Annotated in this window: 14 protein-coding genes and 1 pseudogene; 6 read left to right on the top strand and 9 right to left on the bottom strand. The window is 59.7% G+C overall.

Annotated features, from left to right (window positions below; translation table 11 throughout):
* Window positions 1-475: 475 nt before the first annotated feature.
* The 4 genes and pseudogenes from ACS7SF_RS17465 to ACS7SF_RS17450 form a co-directional block, all read left to right on the top strand.
* Window positions 476-1,627, top strand: a pseudogene (locus ACS7SF_RS17465) (IS256 family transposase); the annotation flags it as partial.
* Window positions 1,628-1,987: 360 nt separating this feature from the next.
* On the top strand, window positions 1,988-2,182 hold the full coding sequence (locus ACS7SF_RS17460; RefSeq protein WP_439890922.1) for a helix-turn-helix domain-containing protein: 195 nt from the start codon (window positions 1,988-1,990) through the stop codon (window positions 2,180-2,182).
* Window positions 2,183-2,196: 14 nt separating this feature from the next.
* The gene (locus ACS7SF_RS17455) at window positions 2,197-4,683 is read left to right on the top strand and encodes an N-6 DNA methylase (protein ID WP_439890921.1); all 2,487 of its coding nucleotides are present in this window, start codon (window positions 2,197-2,199) and stop codon (window positions 4,681-4,683) included.
* 71 nt (window positions 4,684-4,754) lie between these two features.
* The gene (locus tag ACS7SF_RS17450; protein ID WP_439890920.1) at window positions 4,755-6,023 is read left to right on the top strand and encodes a hypothetical protein; all 1,269 of its coding nucleotides are present in this window, start codon (window positions 4,755-4,757) and stop codon (window positions 6,021-6,023) included.
* Window positions 6,024-6,101: 78 nt separating this feature from the next.
* Here ACS7SF_RS17450 and ACS7SF_RS17445 read toward each other — a convergent pair whose 3' ends face one another.
* The 4 genes from ACS7SF_RS17445 to ACS7SF_RS17430 all read right to left on the bottom strand — a co-directional run bounded on the left by ACS7SF_RS17445 (window position 6,102) and on the right by ACS7SF_RS17430 (window position 10,123).
* The gene (locus ACS7SF_RS17445; RefSeq protein WP_439890919.1) at window positions 6,102-6,725 is read right to left on the bottom strand and encodes a GIY-YIG nuclease family protein; all 624 of its coding nucleotides are present in this window, start codon (window positions 6,723-6,725) and stop codon (window positions 6,102-6,104) included.
* 83 nt (window positions 6,726-6,808) lie between these two features.
* On the bottom strand, window positions 6,809-7,192 hold the full coding sequence (locus ACS7SF_RS17440) for a hypothetical protein (RefSeq protein ID WP_439890918.1): 384 nt from the start codon (window positions 7,190-7,192) through the stop codon (window positions 6,809-6,811).
* 508 nt (window positions 7,193-7,700) lie between these two features.
* Window positions 7,701-9,200 (bottom strand): hypothetical protein, encoded by a 1,500-nt coding sequence (locus ACS7SF_RS17435; RefSeq protein WP_439890917.1) that lies wholly within the window; start codon window positions 9,198-9,200, stop codon window positions 7,701-7,703.
* 584 nt (window positions 9,201-9,784) lie between these two features.
* Complete coding sequence (locus tag ACS7SF_RS17430) at window positions 9,785-10,123, bottom strand: helix-turn-helix domain-containing protein (RefSeq protein WP_439890916.1); 339 nt, start codon at window positions 10,121-10,123, stop codon at window positions 9,785-9,787.
* A gap of 67 nt (window positions 10,124-10,190) precedes the next feature.
* Here ACS7SF_RS17430 and ACS7SF_RS17425 point away from each other — a divergent pair, with 67 nt between their 5' ends.
* Window positions 10,191-10,598 (top strand): lecithin retinol acyltransferase family protein, encoded by a 408-nt coding sequence (locus ACS7SF_RS17425; RefSeq protein ID WP_439890915.1) that lies wholly within the window; start codon window positions 10,191-10,193, stop codon window positions 10,596-10,598.
* A 271-nt stretch (window positions 10,599-10,869) separates the two neighbouring features.
* The gene (locus tag ACS7SF_RS17420; RefSeq protein ID WP_439890914.1) at window positions 10,870-11,466 is read left to right on the top strand and encodes a hypothetical protein; all 597 of its coding nucleotides are present in this window, start codon (window positions 10,870-10,872) and stop codon (window positions 11,464-11,466) included.
* A gap of 125 nt (window positions 11,467-11,591) precedes the next feature.
* Here ACS7SF_RS17420 and ACS7SF_RS17415 read toward each other — a convergent pair whose 3' ends face one another.
* The 5 genes from ACS7SF_RS17415 to ACS7SF_RS17395 are packed head-to-tail and all read right to left on the bottom strand — an operon-like array spanning window position 11,592 to window position 18,884.
* The gene (locus tag ACS7SF_RS17415; protein WP_439890913.1) at window positions 11,592-11,885 is read right to left on the bottom strand and encodes a PAAR domain-containing protein; all 294 of its coding nucleotides are present in this window, start codon (window positions 11,883-11,885) and stop codon (window positions 11,592-11,594) included.
* Window positions 11,886-11,943: 58 nt separating this feature from the next.
* A complete protein-coding gene (gene tssM / locus ACS7SF_RS17410; RefSeq protein ID WP_439890912.1) occupies window positions 11,944-16,014 on the bottom strand; it encodes a type VI secretion system membrane subunit TssM in 4,071 nt (1,356 codons plus the stop codon).
* A gap of 25 nt (window positions 16,015-16,039) precedes the next feature.
* On the bottom strand, window positions 16,040-17,290 hold the full coding sequence (tssL, locus tag ACS7SF_RS17405; protein WP_439890911.1) for a type VI secretion system protein TssL, long form: 1,251 nt from the start codon (window positions 17,288-17,290) through the stop codon (window positions 16,040-16,042).
* Window positions 17,291-17,336: 46 nt separating this feature from the next.
* Window positions 17,337-17,588, bottom strand: a complete 252-nt coding sequence (locus tag ACS7SF_RS17400) for a PAAR domain-containing protein (RefSeq protein WP_439890910.1) — start codon at window positions 17,586-17,588, stop codon at window positions 17,337-17,339.
* 42 nt (window positions 17,589-17,630) lie between these two features.
* Window positions 17,631-18,884 (bottom strand): type VI immunity family protein, encoded by a 1,254-nt coding sequence (locus tag ACS7SF_RS17395; RefSeq protein WP_439890909.1) that lies wholly within the window; start codon window positions 18,882-18,884, stop codon window positions 17,631-17,633.
* Window positions 18,885-18,890 lie beyond the last annotated feature (6 nt).

Here is an 18,890-nt window from a genome sequence, read left to right as displayed (position 1 = left end):
CGTTCTGGCCAACGGCGAACACCATCTGGGCAGGAAGCCGGTAGGTGTCGCCGGACGGTGCGAGGATCTTCGCGTTGCCGCAGACGAGGTACACGCCGGACGGAATGGTGATCGTACCGTCGCTGTTTGCGGTGTACTGAAAGTCATTGTAGGTTTGAACATCGATACGGAAATCGGCTGATACCAGTTGCCCTGATCGATGCCGCGACCGCCATCGGCTTGTGCGGATTGGCCCAGTTCGATGGTCAGTACCGTCGAAACCCCGTGCGGAATTGGCAGGTTCGTGAGTTGACTGCCGTCCACCGCTGGCAGCAGGCCTTGTGCGTCGAGCACGATCACGTCGCCCGGCTCCGTGCCTTCCTGGGACTTCGGAATCGCGGCCTTGGCCGTGGTGGAGATGGCCTGGAGCGGAGCGGCAAGGGGCCTGTCCGAGATTTTGTGTTCAGGGCATAACATGTGAGAGCAAGGAGCATGTATGCCACGCAAGACCAAGACGAGCCAGGCCGCAGCGCGAGAGCTGCCGGCCATCCCAGAGGACCTGATTGCCCAATTCGTGAAGGGCCCGATGACTGCGCAGGCGGTGCAGGAAGCGTCGATGGCGTTCAAGAAGGCGCTGATCGAGCGGGCCCTGGGCGCCGAGATGGGCCACCACTTGGGCTACCCGCGTGACCGCGACGGTAGCTTCGCCCCGATCCTGATCCCCAAGCACGAGCGGCGCTTCACCGGGTTCGACGACAAGATCATCGCCATGTATGCGCGTGGCATGACCGTGCGCGAGATCCAGGCGTTTCTGGCCGAGCAGTACGGCACCGAGGTTTCGCCCGAGTTCATCAGTTCGGTCACCGACGCGGTCATGGAGGAAGTCACCGCCTGGCAGGCGCGCCCGCTCGAGGCGATGTACCCGGTGGTGTTCTTCGACGCGTTGCGGGTCAAGATGCGCGAGGACGGCGTGGTGCGTAAGAAGGCGGTCTATCTGGCGCTGGGCGTACTGCCCCACGGCACGCGCGACATCCTGGGCCTGTGAATCGAGAGCACCGAAGGCGCCAAGTTCTGGATGAAGGTGTTCAACGACCTCAAGACGCGGGGCACGCAGGACATCCTGATCGCGGTGACCGACGGCCTCAAGGGCATGGAGGCAGCCCTGAACGCGGTGTTCCCGGCCACCACGCTGCAGACCTGCATCGTGCACCTGATCCGCCACAGCCTGGACTACGCGAGCTGGAAAGACCGGCGGGCGGTGGCAGCCGCGCTCAAGCCGGTGTACACGGCGCCCAGCGCGGAGGCTGCACAAGCCGAACTGACGACATTTGAGCAGGGCGAATGGGGTCAGCGCTACGCGCCGATCGCGCAGTCCTGGCGCCGTGCGTGGAGTCAGGTGATACCGTTCTTTGCGTTCCCGCCGGCGATCCGCAAGATCATCTACACGACCAACGCGATCGAGAGCATCAACGCGCAGCTACGCAAGATCATCAAGACGCGGGGCCACTTCCCAAGCGACGAAGCGGCCACCAAACTCCTGTGGCTGGCGCTACGCAACATCACTGGCAAATGGGGCAGTTCAACGCATGAGTGGAAGGCTGCGATGAACCAGTTCGCGGTCCTCTATGAAGACCGATTCACGCAGCCACACCGTTCAGATAATGCCGGCTCACCGTTCAGCCTGACGGCGAGCCTTGAGTTGCCCCGCACACAAAAAAACTGACAGCCCCGCGGCAAGCCCGGTGATCGCATTATTGAGGCCGACACCCGTGCGCGAATCCGATCCGCAGTTTGACGATCGAATCAACGCGAAAATTGGGCCTCGCCGGGTTCTGCAAACGGAGACGCTTTTTGGGTCAAGCGGCCCTTCACATCCGAGATCCAGGGCTTGGCTGGCTGGCGTATGCGCTCACATCAACTCGTCCGCCTCCTCCAACCTGATAAATTACGGCCTTTGCGACTGAAACCGACTCTATGCGACCCAACCGACTGCTTCCGGAGCGCCGCAATGACTGCTGAACCGTGGGTCTCCGTCGATCAGATCGCGGAGCATCTCGGCGTGACGCGCGATTCGATCTACCGCTGGATTGACCGCAAGGGCCTTCCAGCACATCGCGTGGGACGACTGTGGAAGTTCCAAGTGTCTGAAGTGGATGAATGGGTGCGCGCCGGCGGCGCCGACGAAGAGCAGAAGCAAGATTGAGTAAGAACAACGATATGGCCAAGACCAAGAAACCATCCCACCGACCCAGCCTGCCATTTCCGCCCACACCCGACACGCTTCACAGGGAAGGCCACTGGTTGTGGATTCCCTTGCGCAAGGAATGGCGCGACGTGACTGCCAAGCCAGAGGAAATCGTTCGCCAAAAATTCATTCGTACATTAGTAGAGCATTACGGCTATTCGCTGGACCAGATGGATCAGGAGCAGCGCACCCAGCACGGACACCGCAGTCCCCGTGCCGACATCGTCATCTGGCAGTCCATTGACGATCGGACAGCCAAGCGCTTTCCTATTCTCGTCGTCGAATGCAAGACTGACGCAATTGAGATTCAGGAAAAGGACTATTACCAGGCTGCGTCCTACACCGTTGCTTCTGGCTGTGATCTCTTCATCGCCACCAACGTGCGCCACACTGCCGTTTTCAAGCTCGTGGCCCGCACGCCAGGTGAATTCGTCGCCATCAACGAAATCCCCAAAGCCACGGACTGGGGCGATGCCAAGCGACTGAAGGAAGTCTTAGACAGTCTGCGCGCATTCAACCGCAAGGAATTTCAGGACCTGCTGTTCAGCTGTCACAGCATCCTGCGCGACGTCCACAAAATGGACCCTGGGCGCGCTTTCGACACCATCTCGAAAATTCTCTTTATCAAGATGTATGTCGAACGCTCCGGCCAACATGGTACCTTCACCACCGACTACCTCGACCGGCGCGCTGCCGTGCGGCTGCCTACCGATCCGGCCGTGCACGATGGTCTATTCGAGCAGACAAAGGCCTTTTACCGCGCTGATGACCTGTTCACCGCTGCGGACAAGCTCGACATCTCGGAGGCGACCTTCCGACGCATCGTCAAGCAACTGGAACGTTTCGATCTCTCCAAAACGGGCGACGACATCAAAGGACTAGCCTTCGAGAAGTTCCTCGGCACCACCTTTCGGGGGGAGCTGGGGCAGTTCTTCACGCCCCGGCCGGTAGTGGAGTTCATGGTCGATTTGCTCAACCCGCAAGAAGGGCAATTGATCTGCGATCCGGCCGCAGGCTCGGGTGGCTTCTTGATTCGCACCTTCGAGCATGTCCGCGCCCAGATCGTCGCCGATATCCAGCGCCAGAAGGATGAAGAACGCATCCGTATCGAAGCGCTTGGGCTGCCTGTGGAGGAAGAAGAACACCAGATCGAGAAAGCGTTCTCGCGTCTCAACAAACAACTGCTGCCCAGCGGCGAAGACAACAAGCCTATCGACACCCGCGTCGGCCGCCTGGCGTGGCAGTGCATCTACGGTACCGATGCCGAACCCCGCGCCGCCCGCACCGCCAAGATGAACATGATCATGCACGGCGATGGGCACGGCGGCATCCACTATCACGATGGCCTGCTCGACATCAACGGCATCTTCAATGGCCGCTTCGATCTGGTGTTGACCAACCCCCCGTTTGGATCAAACGTCGGCAGTGACCAGAAAGTCGGCGGTAGCGATGAAACCCGTGTGCCAACAGATGAGGCTTACCTGCAGCGCTGTCGCGAGCGAGGCTATGGCGTAGCTTGGGAAGAGAGTCACAACAGGCTGTTACAAGCGGCAGCGGCTAAGACGCCCATCCTCGACCTATTCGAGATCGGCAAGGACAAGAACAACCGCCCCACCGAACTGATCTTTATCGAGCGTTGCCTGAACCTACTCAAACCCGGTGGACGTATGGGCATTGTGCTGCCCGACGGCAACCTCAACAATCCGTCCCTGGCCTGGCTGCGTCGCTGGGCCGAGGGGCGGGCCAAGCTGCTGGCGGTGGTAAGCCTGCCGGAAGAAACTTTCCGCTCAAGCAATGCCACGGTTAAGGCGTCGCTGGTGTTCCTACGCAAATTCACGGATGCGGAAACCGCGCAGTGGGAGGCTGTCTGGAGTCAGGCGCACGCAGAGCTGGATGCCGGCTTTGACGCCGAACGCACCGCTCGCCATACTGAGTACGCGCAGCGCATCATCACCGGGGAGGACGCAGAGACCGGACGCTTGATTAGTGAACTAGCTGCCTTGGGCCTTCAGCGCGTGTTCCTGCCATGGCAACGCGGCGAAGCCCCGGCCTACCCACGCCAAGGGAGGCCGACCACTCAAAGCAAGGCCGTCTGGCTCGATGAAGTTGCCAAGGAACATAAGAAGGCTGCGGCCGAACTCAAGAAACAAGCGACCGTTGCGCTGGCTAGGGTACAGAATCACAGCGATGCACTGTTGTCGGAACTCAAGGGCAAGTACAAAGCCATCGATGAAGCTCACTCCGCCGCGCTGTGGGCGCGGGTGCGCGAGTTGTTCGACTACCCGGTGTTCGTCGCTGCGCCTAAGGCTGTTGGCATCACGTCTACTGGTGAAACTGGCGATGGGGTGGCAAGCGAGCTACCCGATTTACTAAAAGCTTTCCGCAAATTTGAATCCTGGATTGACCAGGGCGCACAGCCGGAGGCCATGCCAAATTTTCCGGCGCCCTCCCCTGCGTGATCCGGCGGTGGAGGGAGATTGAACGCTGGATCGAGAACGGCGCTTCGACGGGCCGCGCTAGCAGCTATCCAATGGTGCCCCTACGAGATGTGCTCACCGAACGGCGTGAGCCGGTGCAGGTCGACGGTTTGCTGGGTGACTGGCAGGCAATCACAATCAAATTCTCCGGGGCAGTGCTGCCGCGCGAACGCGCCGAAGCGTTCAAGGGTGCGATGTTCGCCGCCTATCCCGGTGATCTCGCGTTTTCAAAGATAGACGCCCGCAACGGTGCGGTCGGCCTGATTCCTGATGACATCCCGAAGGCGGTCGTCACGAGCGAATATCCCGTCTTCACGCCGAATCTAAAGAGGCTGCGTGCAAGCTATCTGCACCACCTACTGCGTGCCGAACATTTCAAAGCCGACCTCCAGCGCAAGGCATCCGGCACCAGTGGCCGCAGGCGGGTCACGCCTGAGGGTTTCCTGAGCCTGGACGTGCCCATTCCCTCGCTCGCCGAACAGGATGCGCTGGTCGCCACCTATACCGCCGCGCTGACCCGTGCCGCACAACTCGAACAGGAAGCCGTAGCCATTGAGCGTGCCGGCTGGCAGGCTTTTGAAACCGCACTGGGCGTGGCAACACCACCGCCATTGCCAGATCGGCCTATTTTCGTGGCACGCTTCAGAAGTGTGGAGCGGTGGAGCCACGACGGCATTTTGCGAGGCGAAATCGGCAATGGCTCGGCAGCTGCAAAGACATCAAATGAACCGCTAGGCAACGCACTGTTGGAAGTACGTCACGGCTGCTCGAAAGGGCCATCCAAGAAGCCTACTTCCCTGCGCGTCTTGAAAATCAGCGCCGTCACCAGGGGCCGACTCGACTTGAAAGAACACAAGTTCATCGCGAACGAACCAGCACTGCGCGAGCAATTTGCGCTCAATAAGGGCGACATTCTGATGTGCCGCACTAATGGCACCTTGGCCTATGTCGGCATGTCCGCTCTTGTCGATGCGGACATCGACGACATGATTTTTCCGGACAAAGTCATCCGGGTTCGCCCTGACCCGAACAGGATCGAATCTGAATTTCTCTGGCGCTTGCTTCAAGTGTCCGCTGTGCGCAGCCAAATCGAAGCGGCAGCCCGAACAGCTGTTGGCAACTTCGCCATCGGTGGCAAAGACATCAAGGCGCTCATGGTGCCACTACCTCTACCTGCACGGCAGAAGGAGCTTGCTCGATCACTGAACGATGCCGTGATGGTCGCGCAGTCCAAACGCACCGAAGCCACTGCCCTGCGTCAATCCGCCTGGGCGGCGTTCGAAGCAACGCTGTTTGCTGCTGAGAAATCTGGCCCACCATAACCCTCAACCGCCCTATGCAGCCACTACCACGTGTAGTGGCTGTGCTCAGCCCATGCTCTGCTAGGGGGTGGCGAGCGGTCACTGCACCCCGTATTGCTGCTCTTCGAGCCGGCGGCGGCGCTCGTCAAGCAGTTCGCCGTCAAGCATCCAGTATCCCGATCCGCTTGCAGCGGGTGTCTTGTAGCCCATACGGTGCAGCGCTTTCAACGCCGCCGCTGAAAGACTCAGGACCTCACCCTGAAATTCAAGCCTGCCCCCGTCCACTACGACACCTGTCACCGACTCATCACGCGAAAACGTCAGAACATCGCCAACCTTGATCCCAATGGCCGCCAAGTTGAGCTTCGGACGGCGAGCCTTGATCTTTTCCAGCGCATCCCTCTCCTCCTTGTCGATTTCCGCCAGCCCCGGCGTAATCTCCTTGAAGTCTCCGATGCTGATGGCGAGCACAGCTTTCTCCGGGTCCAACTTGAAAAACTCTCGCTTCGGATTCAAGCGCACATCGCCAAAGAGCTGATGGAGGATCTTCTCGATCTTCACGCAGTCCGGTACTTCCGCCGCAAAGTAGCATTCGAAAGGCAGCGGCACACCAGAATGTGCGCTCAGTTGGGAGATTCGCGTCTCCACGCTGTCAGTGGTCATGCCGATCTTCACTAGCCCCGGCATTGCTTCGTTCGTCAGCACATAAATGATCTGTGGCACTTGGTCTCTCTCGGTGTCTTCCCGGATGCATAGCAAATGGTGTTCGCCATATGGATGTCAGCACATCACTGGGATAACGACGCCTAGCGATAAGGCGCCTTGGGGCCGATATTGCGTTTATAGGCCGCGATCCAGTCGTGCGCCATCTCCCGCTGGGCAAGTACCAGGGGAATCTTACGGCGACACACCAGCGAGTGCAGCCGGTTCTCCAGCTTATCCTTGGCCAGACTGCCCCAGTTGCCGACCACGTGCCGCGGCTGTGGCCAGAGGTTCTTTGCACTCTCCGGTGAGCCACCGATCTCCAGCGCTACGAGATGGTCTTCCTCATAGTCCCGCAGCCGCTTGTCGTTATAGCCGTACAGCCGGATCTGCCGCACCTTGAGTTCACGCGTAAATTGCTGTGGTGGACGCACGGTCTTAGTGTAGCCACGCACGCAAATCGTCTCGCGGATGTTGGCCTGCGTCACACGCGGATCAACAGCACCAAGCGTCAGCCATGGATTTGGCCGTGCTCGCTCGACAGGTGCGACAGCTGCATACGCACCTGCGGTATTGTCAACACCACCCTTATTGTTGTCGCATGAACTGGAAGCGAAGTCAAAACTGCCACACACAGTGTGGTAAGCAACCACCGATACCGCTTTTGCACAACCACCTCATCGAACAACTCCATCGACGTTCGGAATTGTACGTTCCACGTGCACCACACCCAACCCGTTCATGATGAGACGACGGACGGCGTGAGCCTAGACTAGCGAGCTCAGCGAAGTTCTCTGTAGATAGGGCCTAGTAGCACGATGGCGGCCTCTGCATCGGCCTCGGTAGGCATTGCGGTGCCTCGTTTCCTCTGCTCGGCCGACTTGCCTCGCGAGTGCAACAGAGCAAGGATTTGTGCCGCCTTGGCAAAGGCGTACTTGCCGCGAGGCTTAACCGTTTTTTCGAGGTCCGAGAAGTCCGCTCGCCGCTCCGTCACCGCTATTGACGTGTCGTTATTGCCTTAAATTGATCGATATGGGCGTAAGCAATAACGCGCGGGTTGGTGGTCGCAACGGGGAAACGACTGACAACCACGTGCCTGACCTCTGAGAAGCCAAGCTTGTCCTTCAACAAATGCTCACGCGCCTCCTCCTTTCGCAACGCTTGCGCGTAGTAGCGGTCGAGCTGCCGGTTGTACCGAGCGAAACGCGCTGCGTCGGCCTCTACATGAGTCAGATCTACGAGGTTGTTCTTGCACTGAACGTTGTAGATGACATCGTTCAGCACTGCGACCACATCAAACTCTTTGCCATTGATGCGCTTCACCCCGGTAACCCTGAAGCCCTGCTCGGTGAGGGCCGCCTTGACAGTGTTCTCGAAGATGAACCCAGATCGAATCTGAAAGCGCCGCATGCGATTCAGACAGACCGATTTCCAGTGGTAGACGAATCGACTCAGCAGCGTCACAGTCGATAGATACAAGTCGCCTAGTTGGATGAACGGAGCGTAGCTGTTGGTGCTGCTGACGTAGTCTCCAGCTCTGTGCACCAACTGCCGTCGACCGGGAGGTGACAGCCCCGCGAGCTCGGCCAAGTGCTCAAAGTCGGTGGCCGTCAATTTGACCAGGTAATCGTCCTTGCACGTCAGAAGACAATTTCGGACAAACTCAGTTACGTGGCTGAAGGTCGAGCTCGAGAAATCAAATTCTGCGTAGGCTGCCTCAATCACCCTAATGTTATTGCGAACTTCAGCCGCGGAGAAAATTTTCCTTGGATCGACAGGCTCTAGTTTGGTCAAAACATCAGGAGGCACCTGCATTTCAGTGATCGCGGCCCGCTCAGGCTCCAGAAACCACGAATCGAGCGCGTCGAAATGGTGATTGGCAGAAAAGCCGTGCGCGTCAACCTGTAGCGTGAAATCCGGAAATACCTTGGCCAGCATCAGCTTTTCATAGAGCCCTGTGATCGTGATACCGCTGTACTCTACTTGCGTCAGAAATACGTTGAACGTATCCAGTCGAGCAATACTCTGTGCACCTCGACACGCCGTGGGTAGCATGTACATCATCGCCACCAGATGGCGACGCCGAGACTGAAGATACTCGATCGCGTGCCCAACGGTTTGCAGCCCAGATGCTGCCTCAAGAAATCCATTAGCCAAAAAGGCGGCAGCCATCGCCGAAGACTGCAACGCAGTGAACGTGAACCGTTGCGCGAAATCTGCGCCAAACTTGGCTGCAAGCTCACTACGGATTGGAAGCAATGCTACCGGATCAAGCGGGTCCAGCCGAAGCTCAACAATCGCTTGCTTGAGCGGTTCATCAAGCCCTCCGAAACGGTGCAAATTGATGAACTCCTCAACTGCACGGATGGTGTCCAGCCAGGTCATGAATGCGCCGTGTGCATCAAACGGCGCTAGCACCTGTTCAATTCCCCCGCTGTGCTGGGCAATCTGTTCGAGAATGAGGTTCTCCGCCTCCTGACCCCTGATCTGACGCATCGTCCTTCCTGTCGTCCATAGCCGCCGGCTCAGCGGCCTCCAGTACTCGAAGCTACGCTGCGCGCCTGTTATGTTCTCGGTCAGCCTCATCCGGCTTGGTGTCCGACGACGTGACCGAATCGGCCCGCTCCCGCCAGAACCAAATGGTCTGGCTGCCCACGATTGGCGCCACTCAGCCGATTGCCTCGATGCCGAAGCTCGATTCCTGGCCAGACAGCGAGCTGTCGGCTGCCAGGCGCCGGGCCCAGGCGTCTGGTGTCTGGTGTCGTGGCCAATGCCCATGCCATCTTTTTTCACTGTGGTGATGCCGCACAGTCACAGAACGCCGGCCTCGCAGGTCAGGTCGCCACCGTTGGCCAACAGGGTCGCGAGTTGAAATTCCTGTCCGTCGGCCTCCAGCACCACCATGTCCAACTAGTCCGCGCTGAGCTGCCGCAGAAGCACGTGGGCCTGCTTCGGGTGCGGCTTGACGTGCAATAGGGCCGCCGACAGCATACGACTGGAATCCAAAGCGCAGCGGCAAGACGCCTGCAGAAACTCGCGCTCCCGCTGGCTGGCGTCAATTCTTTAACGACAGCAGCCTCCTATTTGCCGCTGAGAAACAGCGCCGCCAACAGGCCTAGACCGATGGCAATCGCAGCTGGATTGACAGATTTCTCAGCGATGACATCGACGCCCTGCTCCCGCAACAGCGATTCGTATTGTTCGGCGTTCTGCAGTAGTTGAACCGGGGAAGTACCCAGTTTGTCGCAGACGTTTCGCAACTGCGCCAAATTTAGAACCGACTCACCTGACTCCAGCCGTGAATACGCAGACTGCGACATACCAAGAGCTGCCGCCAGTTCACCCTGCTTGAGGCCGATATGCTCTCTTCGCTGGGCCAGCAACTTGCCGACCAAGGCCGGATAGGTAACGACAGGCATAGACGGGGGAGTTGACTTCTTGTGCATTTATGCGTTTAATGCAAATATACAAGAATAGGAGAGTAACATGTCTTCATCCTCAAATCAGCAATGCATCTGGAATTATCCGGCAGGCACAGTGGTCAGAGTTAGCCACGGTCCGTATGACCACCTCGGACTCCTTGGCGAGGGAACAATCGGCGCAGACCGCACCGTGCTCGCCTTCTCTGCTCAAGCCCAAGGATTTATCGAGCAGTCGCTTAGCCAGTTCGCCGGCGGACGTACCATATCGGTGGACGGATATTTGGGCAACCTACATCCTGCGGTGGTGCTGCAGCGTGCTAGGTCGCTGCAGGGACGAACGTACTCGTGGCTAACCTTCAACTGTGAGCACTTCGTACGTCATGCGCACGGGGTAGAAGTCCACAGCCCACAGCTAAGCCAGTGGACGCTTCTCGGCTTGGCGGGCCTCTTTGCGTTCACCGCTCGTGCGTGAGTTGACCGGTTTGACGAACTTCATGGCCAGACTAGGTCGCCCGCCCCTAAGGGCAGGAATTGGAAACCGTCAGCATTACAACCTGTCAGACCCAGCTTGGCCAGCCGGAGACGTCACGGTAACGGCATGCCACGCCGTACCATGCACGTTGACAGCATTTCGCAGCACCGGATCACATTTCACATGCGGGGCAGCGAGTCGTCGGTCGCGCGATTATGCCGATCTTCCCTTTTCGGCCTGATCACATAAAAGCAGGAAGGGAGTGTGTGTCATGAAGACAGCTGCAGACGTTTTCATCATCGAGAGCTTGGATCCGGACGATGAGGGGAGTGGACGATTCGAAGGAAGCTTCTTGGCCCACATTCTGCGGCTTCACGGGAAGAATCCTCAATACAGGTATGTCCGGACCCGAAAGGCTTTTGAAGAGGCCGTGGAGCAGTTTGCGGACTCCAATTACCGTTACCTCCACATTTCTTCCCACGGGGAGCCGGAAGGATTGGTTACGACAAACCTGGAAGAGATCGATTTTGACGAATTGGCTGAGATGCTGCGGCCGCATATGAACGGTCGGCGTCTCTTTCTCTCTGCGTGCTCTACGGTCCATGAAGACCTAGCAAAGGCACTGCTCCCCGCGAGTGGATGCTACTCCGTTGTAGGACCAACGGAGAACATCTACTTCACTGACGCTGCGATTGTCTGGGGCACGGTGTATCACTTGATGTTTACGGAAGACTCCGAGCGCATGACCAGCGCCCGACTCAAGGAGAAGCTGACGAAAGTTACCGACCTCTTCAAAGTAAAGCTCGCGTACTTTGCAAAATCCAAGACTGTGAAGAGAGGCTACACGCGTGACCTCTTGAGCCGATGACAAGGCCGAGTCTGCCGCAAGCCTACCCTGCTATCAAAAGAGACAGCGAATCATCGCAGAGGCTGCCCAGCCTACTTCCGCCGAGGAACTTTCGTTTCTACGACTCTGCTGCAAGAACACTTCCGTCAGCCCACGGTATTTCTGTTCGGAACAGTCTTGCACGCTCGCACCCGTTGGAACCGAATCAGCCGTGACCGGTCGCTGCGCCGAGATAGCCGACACACCGACCGCGATGCATGCGCGGGGCCGCTCGCCAGCAGCGGAAACACCCCATCGCATTTCGGACACATCACGCTGTGGCCATCGAGGGCCACGGCAATGCCGAGGTGTTTCAGCTCTTCCGTCGCTTCGATCAATTTGCCGCCATGGTCGGTGGCGTCGCTAAGACGCTCCATATCACAGCCCTGCGCATCCTGCATGTGCAACTCCGTATCGGAAAATGACTGATTGGGTTCAAACGCTCGCCTGTCGGGCGAATCAAGGTGCCGCGGGCGCCGGTGCGCTCCCGCGGGGCAACCCGGCCGGCGGGCCGCTGTCCGTCAGATTGAACATCGGCATCGAGCTTGGACACCGGAACGTCTTCAGCACGTCGCTCGTCAGCGGATTGGCGACACTGCCGGCGCTCGCGATGTCGAGCACGGCCTTGCGGCCGTCGAAATCGAACACGACGCGCGTGCGCCCCGGCGTCGCCGTCTCGACAACGTGGCCCTTCTGGAGCATGCGCATCAGCGCCCATGGGCCGTCCGTCGCGACTGTCGATGTGCCCGGCCGGATGCGGGGGCTAGCGGTGATCTCCGTATGAGCGCCGCCGCGCGGCCCCGGCCATGTCACCGTGAACGGCGCCACCGGCCCATGCCGGTAAAGCGACGTCTGGCCGTCGATGTCGAGCGATAGGCTCGTGATCGTGGGGTCGAGTTCAGGAACCCGGATGTCGGCCTTCCACGACAGCTGCTTGTGGCCTGGATCATTGAAGAAGACGTCGCGGATCGCCTTCGCATGCTCGAACGGTTCCAGGTCCGGCCCCTGCACGGGTTCCGTTGCACCCGGCAGCGTCCGGTAACGCCACGGTTTCGCGGAAGTGTCGACGAACGGGGCGAGCGTCTTCGCGAAGAAATCGTCGATCACGCCGCCCTGTGCAAACACGCGCGTGAAGTCGTCGATGCTGACGTCGCGTTTACTGTCGGGGGCAAACGGATAGTTGCCCTCAATCGTGAGCCGGCAGGTATCGCCGACCACCGCCTGCATCTCGCGCGACAACAGCTGGCCGATGCCCTGATTGACTTCGTGCGAGCCGTCGGCGGCAAGCTGCAGCAGGACCGTACGGAACGGCGCCGGCATCGTGTCGGCCGTCATCTTCAGCTTCGCGGCCGTGTCGCTCGCGGGCGGCATGCTGTTGTTCGACAATGCGTTGTCGGAAACGGTCAGCGCCGTGTAGTAGTCGTTCAGCAGGTTCGTCACGCCGTCGAGGCCCGTCTTGCCTGCCTGCATGGCAACGGCTTGCGTACCGGCCTGGGCATCGGCATTGCCCGTCACCACCTCCCGCAGCGCCGCGAAGTGATTGTCGACCACTTCACGCTCGACGCGTTCGGACGCACGGATACCCAACGCCTTGTCTGCCTTCTGGTTGAGCTGATCCGCCGCCTTCTGCAGGAACGAGCCGTCCGCGCCGCCAACTGGTTGCGTCAGCGTCGTTTCATGCACGGCTGCGCGCGCGAGACGCGCAAGCGGCGAGTCAGGCGCGGCAAAGCTGCGCAGCACCTGGAGATTGAACGCGAGACTCGTGCCGCTCACCGTCCGGATGTCGCCCAGAAACGCGTCCCACTGCTGCGCGTACTCCATCAGGTATTCGCGCCGCACTGCGTCTGTCAGTGCGTCGTCCGTGCGGGTTACGGCACTCACGATCTCAGTCGTTTTTTTTTGCGCCGAATCCGACAAACTCGCCAAGTACGAGCGCCCCATCACCCACGCGTCGTCGTCCCGCGCGACCTGCACGAACTCCGGCAAGCGCTTGTCGAACAGATTCCGGTAGCCGTCGAACGTGAACAGTCCCGACACCCCACGCGAGAGCGGCTGGCCGCTCGCCCGCGTGAACACCGTGCCGGCCTGCGGGCCGACGGCGCGCAGCAACGTGAACTCGTCCGGTGCCTCCTTCAGCATCGCGGCTTTCGCGCGCTGATAGAGGCGATCGGTCGCGTTGCTGCCATCCAGAAACGCGCGAGCCTGCTGGATCAGCGCGTCATTGCGGATCAGCGGCGACTGCACCACACGTTCGCCCGAAAAGAGCTGCTGAACGTGGTCGATCATCGAGGCCCGTCCGCCGAAGATCGCCGCACTGTCGGTTTTCGCCCAGTCATCAAGCACCCATGCCTTGACATCGGTGGCGTTGAATTTCGCCTTGTCGTACAGCATCAGGTAGACGCGCAGTACGTCGTAGGCGGTCTTCGTATCCTTGTTCGTGATCGCGCCGGTAACCACGTCCTCCATCCGGTGCACGATCTGCGGCAGCAGCAGGTTGTCCTCGAGCGCATCGTAGGTGTGGTGGCTTTCCGTCACGATGTCCGGCGGCACATAAAGACCGTAGCGCCACGTACCGTCAGGATCGGACAGATCCAGGTTCGGGAAGGTCGGCAGATAGCGCGCCTCGGTCAGCGTATCGGGGACGGCTTCCGGCTTTGGCTCCTTGTAGAGCTGCGTCACGCGGGCCACGAGCGCCTGCGCCTTGCGGCCAATCACGTCCAGATAGTCGCTGTTGTGACCGAAGCTCACATGCAGGCCGATTGCGAGCCATACGAACAGCAGCAAAGCGAGCGCATGACCGATCAGGCGCAGCAGCCGGTAGCGGTATTCCCAGCGCAGATTGGGACTGACGAGATGCGCTTCAGGAAACACGATCCGGGTCAGGAGGTCGTGCAGGAAGAAACTCCGGTTGCCCTCATGCTCCGCCACCGCCCCCTGCTTCGGTTTCGGGGCAACACGTTGCACGACTGTGCCGCGGTCCGCCATGACGGGACCGCCACCTTGCCGCGCGCTCGTGAAATAGACACCACGCAATGTCGAATGGAGCTGGGTGTCGTCGTAGCGGGAATCGAGGAACACGCGGTCGATCAAATCGACGAGCGGCCCGATGAGCGCTCCGAACTCCTCAGGCAGCGCGGCAAGCTGGCAGCGCTTGCGCGTCTCGCTCTCGTCCTGCAGGCGCGTATTGACCATAGCCGACAACCGTCCCACCAGTTGAGTCAGTTCATCGCGGCAACGCGCCCGCAGCCCTTCCTTCGCGACGGTTTCCTTGCCGTACGGCAGCGTGAAGCCCCAAGTCTGCGCGCGGCTCTCAGCCGTCAGCGCGCCGAAGTACTCTGCAAATCCCGTCAGGTAGTCCGTCTTCGTGATGATCAGATAGACCGGGAAACGGATGCCCAACTCGTTGCGCAGCTCGGCCAAACGCGCGCGCAGGGCCGCCGCCTCGGCAATGCGCGTCGGTTCATCCGCGCTCGCAAGCGTCGCCAGGTTGACTGCAAGCAGCGCGCCGTTGATGGGCGCGCGGGGACGGTGTAGGCGCAGCATGCCGAGAAAGCCGAGCCATTCCGCGCGGTCCAGTTCCTGCCGCCGGTCACCCGTGTCAGCACGGAGGGGAACGACATTCGTGCTCGATGTCGTAGCAGCGACTGCGCGGGATTCGGACGAAGAGCCTTCCTTGGCGTTGCTACTGGCCCCTTCCGCCACATCCGCGCCGGACGTGCCGGTCTCCGGCCTGTCCGGGTGTACGGGCTGCACGTCTGCGTCCTTCACCGTCGAGGTACCGTGGCGCGTGTAATACCCAGCCGTATCGATCAGCACCGCGTCGTTAGTGAGCCACCAGTCCACCGCATCGGAACTGCCCGAGCGTGCGTCCGACGCACGCTGCATCTGCTCAGCAATCGGAAACGCCAGGCCGCCGTTGAGCAATGCGCTCGTTTTGCCGGCACCTTTTGCGCCGAGCGTGATGTACCAGGGCAGCTCGTACAGGTAGCGCTTGCCCTGGAACAGCTTTCCCGGGCCGCGTGCCCCCGTGCGCATCGACTTCAGACGGACCATCGCGCTCGCGACGATCAATTCAATGGCCTGCAGCCGCTTTGCGGCGGGCGACTCTTCCTCTTTGCCTCCCTTGCGCAGCATCTTCTTGAGAAACGCGTCGTCCTCGCGCATCTTCTGCCAGAGCCGGAACATCCAGTAGACGACGAAGATGGTCAACACCAGCGCGATCGCGATCAGGCGGGCCGATACTGGTTCGAACGGCGCCACATGTCCGAACGAAAGCAGCGGCGACGCATACCAGATCAGCAGGCACAGCAGCGCGACGAACACGACGCTCGTCGACCAGCCGACGAGCCAGAGCAGCACACCGGCGAGCAGCAGAGCGATCAACAGCACGCGCATGCCGGCCGCGGCCAGCGGCTTGAGCCCGCCGAACGCGAAGAACGGCCCGACAAACCAGATCACCAGCGCAACGACGACCAGTGCGACAAACGCGAGGAACTGGCGCGATGCAAGAAACGACAGGAACTTCTTCATGTTTTATTCCGGATGCGGACCTGGCTTATTGCGCGACCAGGATCTCGACGCGGCGGTTCTGCGCGCGCCCCTGGGCAGTACGGTTATCGCCCACGGCTTCGGCGTCACCCTTCCCGACAGCCTCCAGGCGGTTTGCCGGCACACCGGCGGCCTGCAGCATCTGCATGACCTGCGTGGCCCGCTCTTCCGACAGCGCTTCGTTCGACGCAAACTGGCGGCTGCGGATCGGCACGTTGTCCGTATAGCCAAGCACGGTCACCTTGCCCGGCACCTTCGCGATCTCACCGGCGATCTTCGCGATCAGCGGCCCCATCGTTGCCTTGACCGACGCGCCGCCGGGCTGGAACATCGCATCCCCCCGGAAGGTCACGTCGCTATGACGGGCGTCTTCGTCGACGCTCACGGTACCGGCGGCGATTTCGTCCTTGAGCAGCTGTTTCAGATGCAACTGTTTCGGCGCGGTCGGTGGCGTCATTCGGCCGATGTCGATGATCTGCTTCTGGATGCCAGCGCTGCGCGTCGACAATTCGTATTTGAAGTAGCCGAATAGGCCGAACAGGATTACCAACAGCACCATCACGGTAATCCACACTGGAAACTCGAACAGCGACATGCGCCGCTTCCGTTCGTGCGCCATCCAGTTCGGGGACAGCGCCTGGGGCACATGCTCCCGGCCTCGCATGATCTCGTTGTAGATGCGCTGGCGCACAGCAGAATGCTGCCTGGTCATACCGCGATACTGGCCTTCAAACCCGAGACTCAGCACGCGATAGATCACCTCCAGCAGGTCGCGATGCTCGTCGGGCTGCTGCATCAACCGTCCGATCAGCAGATAGATTTTCGTCCCACCCTTACTGTCTTCTAGAAATGTTGACGCAAGACTCTGCCCGGCCCATTCCCCCGCGATCCGGACATCCCTTCCCCAAGCGGAATGCATCACGGCTTCATCGAGTGCCGTGCATAAGCAATAGCGCGCACCGATCATGTGATCACGGCGGATGTTGGTCTGTGTGCAGAGCCGATCGAATATCTGAACTTCCTCAACCAGTTGCCCTCGCAAGAGGATGGCTGTTTCGTGAGATGTTTCATTCGGCAGGTCTTGAATGTCGCCCTGTGCCCGCAGCAGCACGCGCGCAGCTTCGAGCAGCGGATTCCCGGCCTCTCTCACGGCAACGAGCCTTGCTTCGAAACTTTGCCCCTTGGCTGCATTCGGCCGGACGTTTGTTGCCGCATTGTTCAATTCGTCAATTCCCCTGCTTGTACAAGGCTGTCCCATTACGACTAGACACGGCCTTCCGTTGAATGGCCAAAAAGCCAGCGCATCACGCGATGCTTGAAATCAGGCAGCAACCACACGTGCCGCGATGGCCCGAGCGGGCAAGTGGAATGCCTTCCTCATCAGTCATGTCCGGATCGCCTTCTTCGATCCTGTTCGGCTGTACCTGTGGGTGCAGTGGACAGGTGATGAAGTCACCCTTGCGGGCAATCGGAATACCGTCGTAGTCCATCGTTGGCGATGCGCTGCTCACCTTGCCACCGTGGTCGGTCGCGTCACCCAATCGAATAAAGTCCATGGCGAATGCTCCTCACGAAACGTTGCCCAGCGCTGTTTTCCACTATTCCGTGCGCAGATACCACGTCACTGCACCTTGCTGGGTCGTTTCCGGACCGGGCATCGGGTCGCCCAGCTTGACGTGGACCCGCTCCTTGACAAAAGGACTGAACCATTCCCCCTCTTGCGGGCACGGCTGGCCGGGCAAGGCGCGAAGCACGGTGCCCCGTGGCAGCTCGGCGCGCGGCTGCTGCGCTGCCGTGACGCCAGGCTGTGCCGCGTACTCATCTACCGTCGTATCAACCGCGTTGAACTCGATCTGATCGGGATACGGCGGCCAGATGCCTGGCGCGTCGAAGCGCTGCGACCACAGCTCGCTAGTACGCTCATTGAAACTAATCGCACCTGTCGCAGAACCGAAATGAAGACATGGCATAGGTGCAAGTCGCATGGGCTTGATGATGTCGCTCACGACCTTGTACAGTGGCGGGATGCCGTCGGGCACTGGCCCGAGCGTCGGTTGTTCGCCCGCTTGTAGAACATACGTCCGCCCCGCCTTCCAAATTTGGATGCCCGGTGTCGTGTCAAGCGTCTGCCATTGCTCACGGGAAATAGTGGCTGGATACTCCTTATCGAATATCGTCAGCCAATTCGACCCTTTCAGATGGCGTTGGAGTGAATTCCTCAATAGGTAGCCATTTGCAACGGCATCCAATCCGAAATAGCGCTGCTGTAAATCAAATTCACCAGCTTGTGATTTGTTCAGATCCTGAGGCAAAAGCGAAGCCAGCCCCCCAATGCCATGCCATGGTTGCAGCTGCTCGCAACAAAATCGAACGAATTCGATAAAAAGCTGTGCATTTCCTTCCGGTCCGTACACCACCTCCACCGGCATAGCAAAATTCAACCACGAGAGCGGATTACGTACTTTGATTTGCCACTGCCGGGTTGTGAGGGTCGCGATATAACAATCGCTTGCCTCGTCCGCCGATGCGCCACCCGAGACTCGCCAATCGAGTTCATCATCCGGATGCATGGCCTCAACGTACTCTCGCAATGCCGGAATCTTGCGTTTACCACCCATCAAGATTTCTCGGCGGCTGATGTCCTCATTGGGCAACGCCCATGCAAGCCGGGAGCCCAATAGTTCCTCGAACCGTTCAAAGCAACGCGCTACAGCCAGCCGGGTTTCCTTTGTTTCCCCATGCCAGAAATAGAATGTAGCCGACAGTCCTACACATACCTTCACTAACTTCTGATCGTCAGACCGGTAAATTACGTCGCCTTGATACTTCTCGTATTGGGTCCAGATATCCATCGCTTC

The sequence above is a fragment of the Ralstonia sp. 25C genome (assembly GCF_051904805.1).
Classification (GTDB): domain Bacteria; phylum Pseudomonadota; class Gammaproteobacteria; order Burkholderiales; family Burkholderiaceae; genus Ralstonia.
The sequence above is the reverse complement of the archived record's forward strand: the minus strand, read 5'-3'. Positions and strand labels throughout refer to the sequence as shown.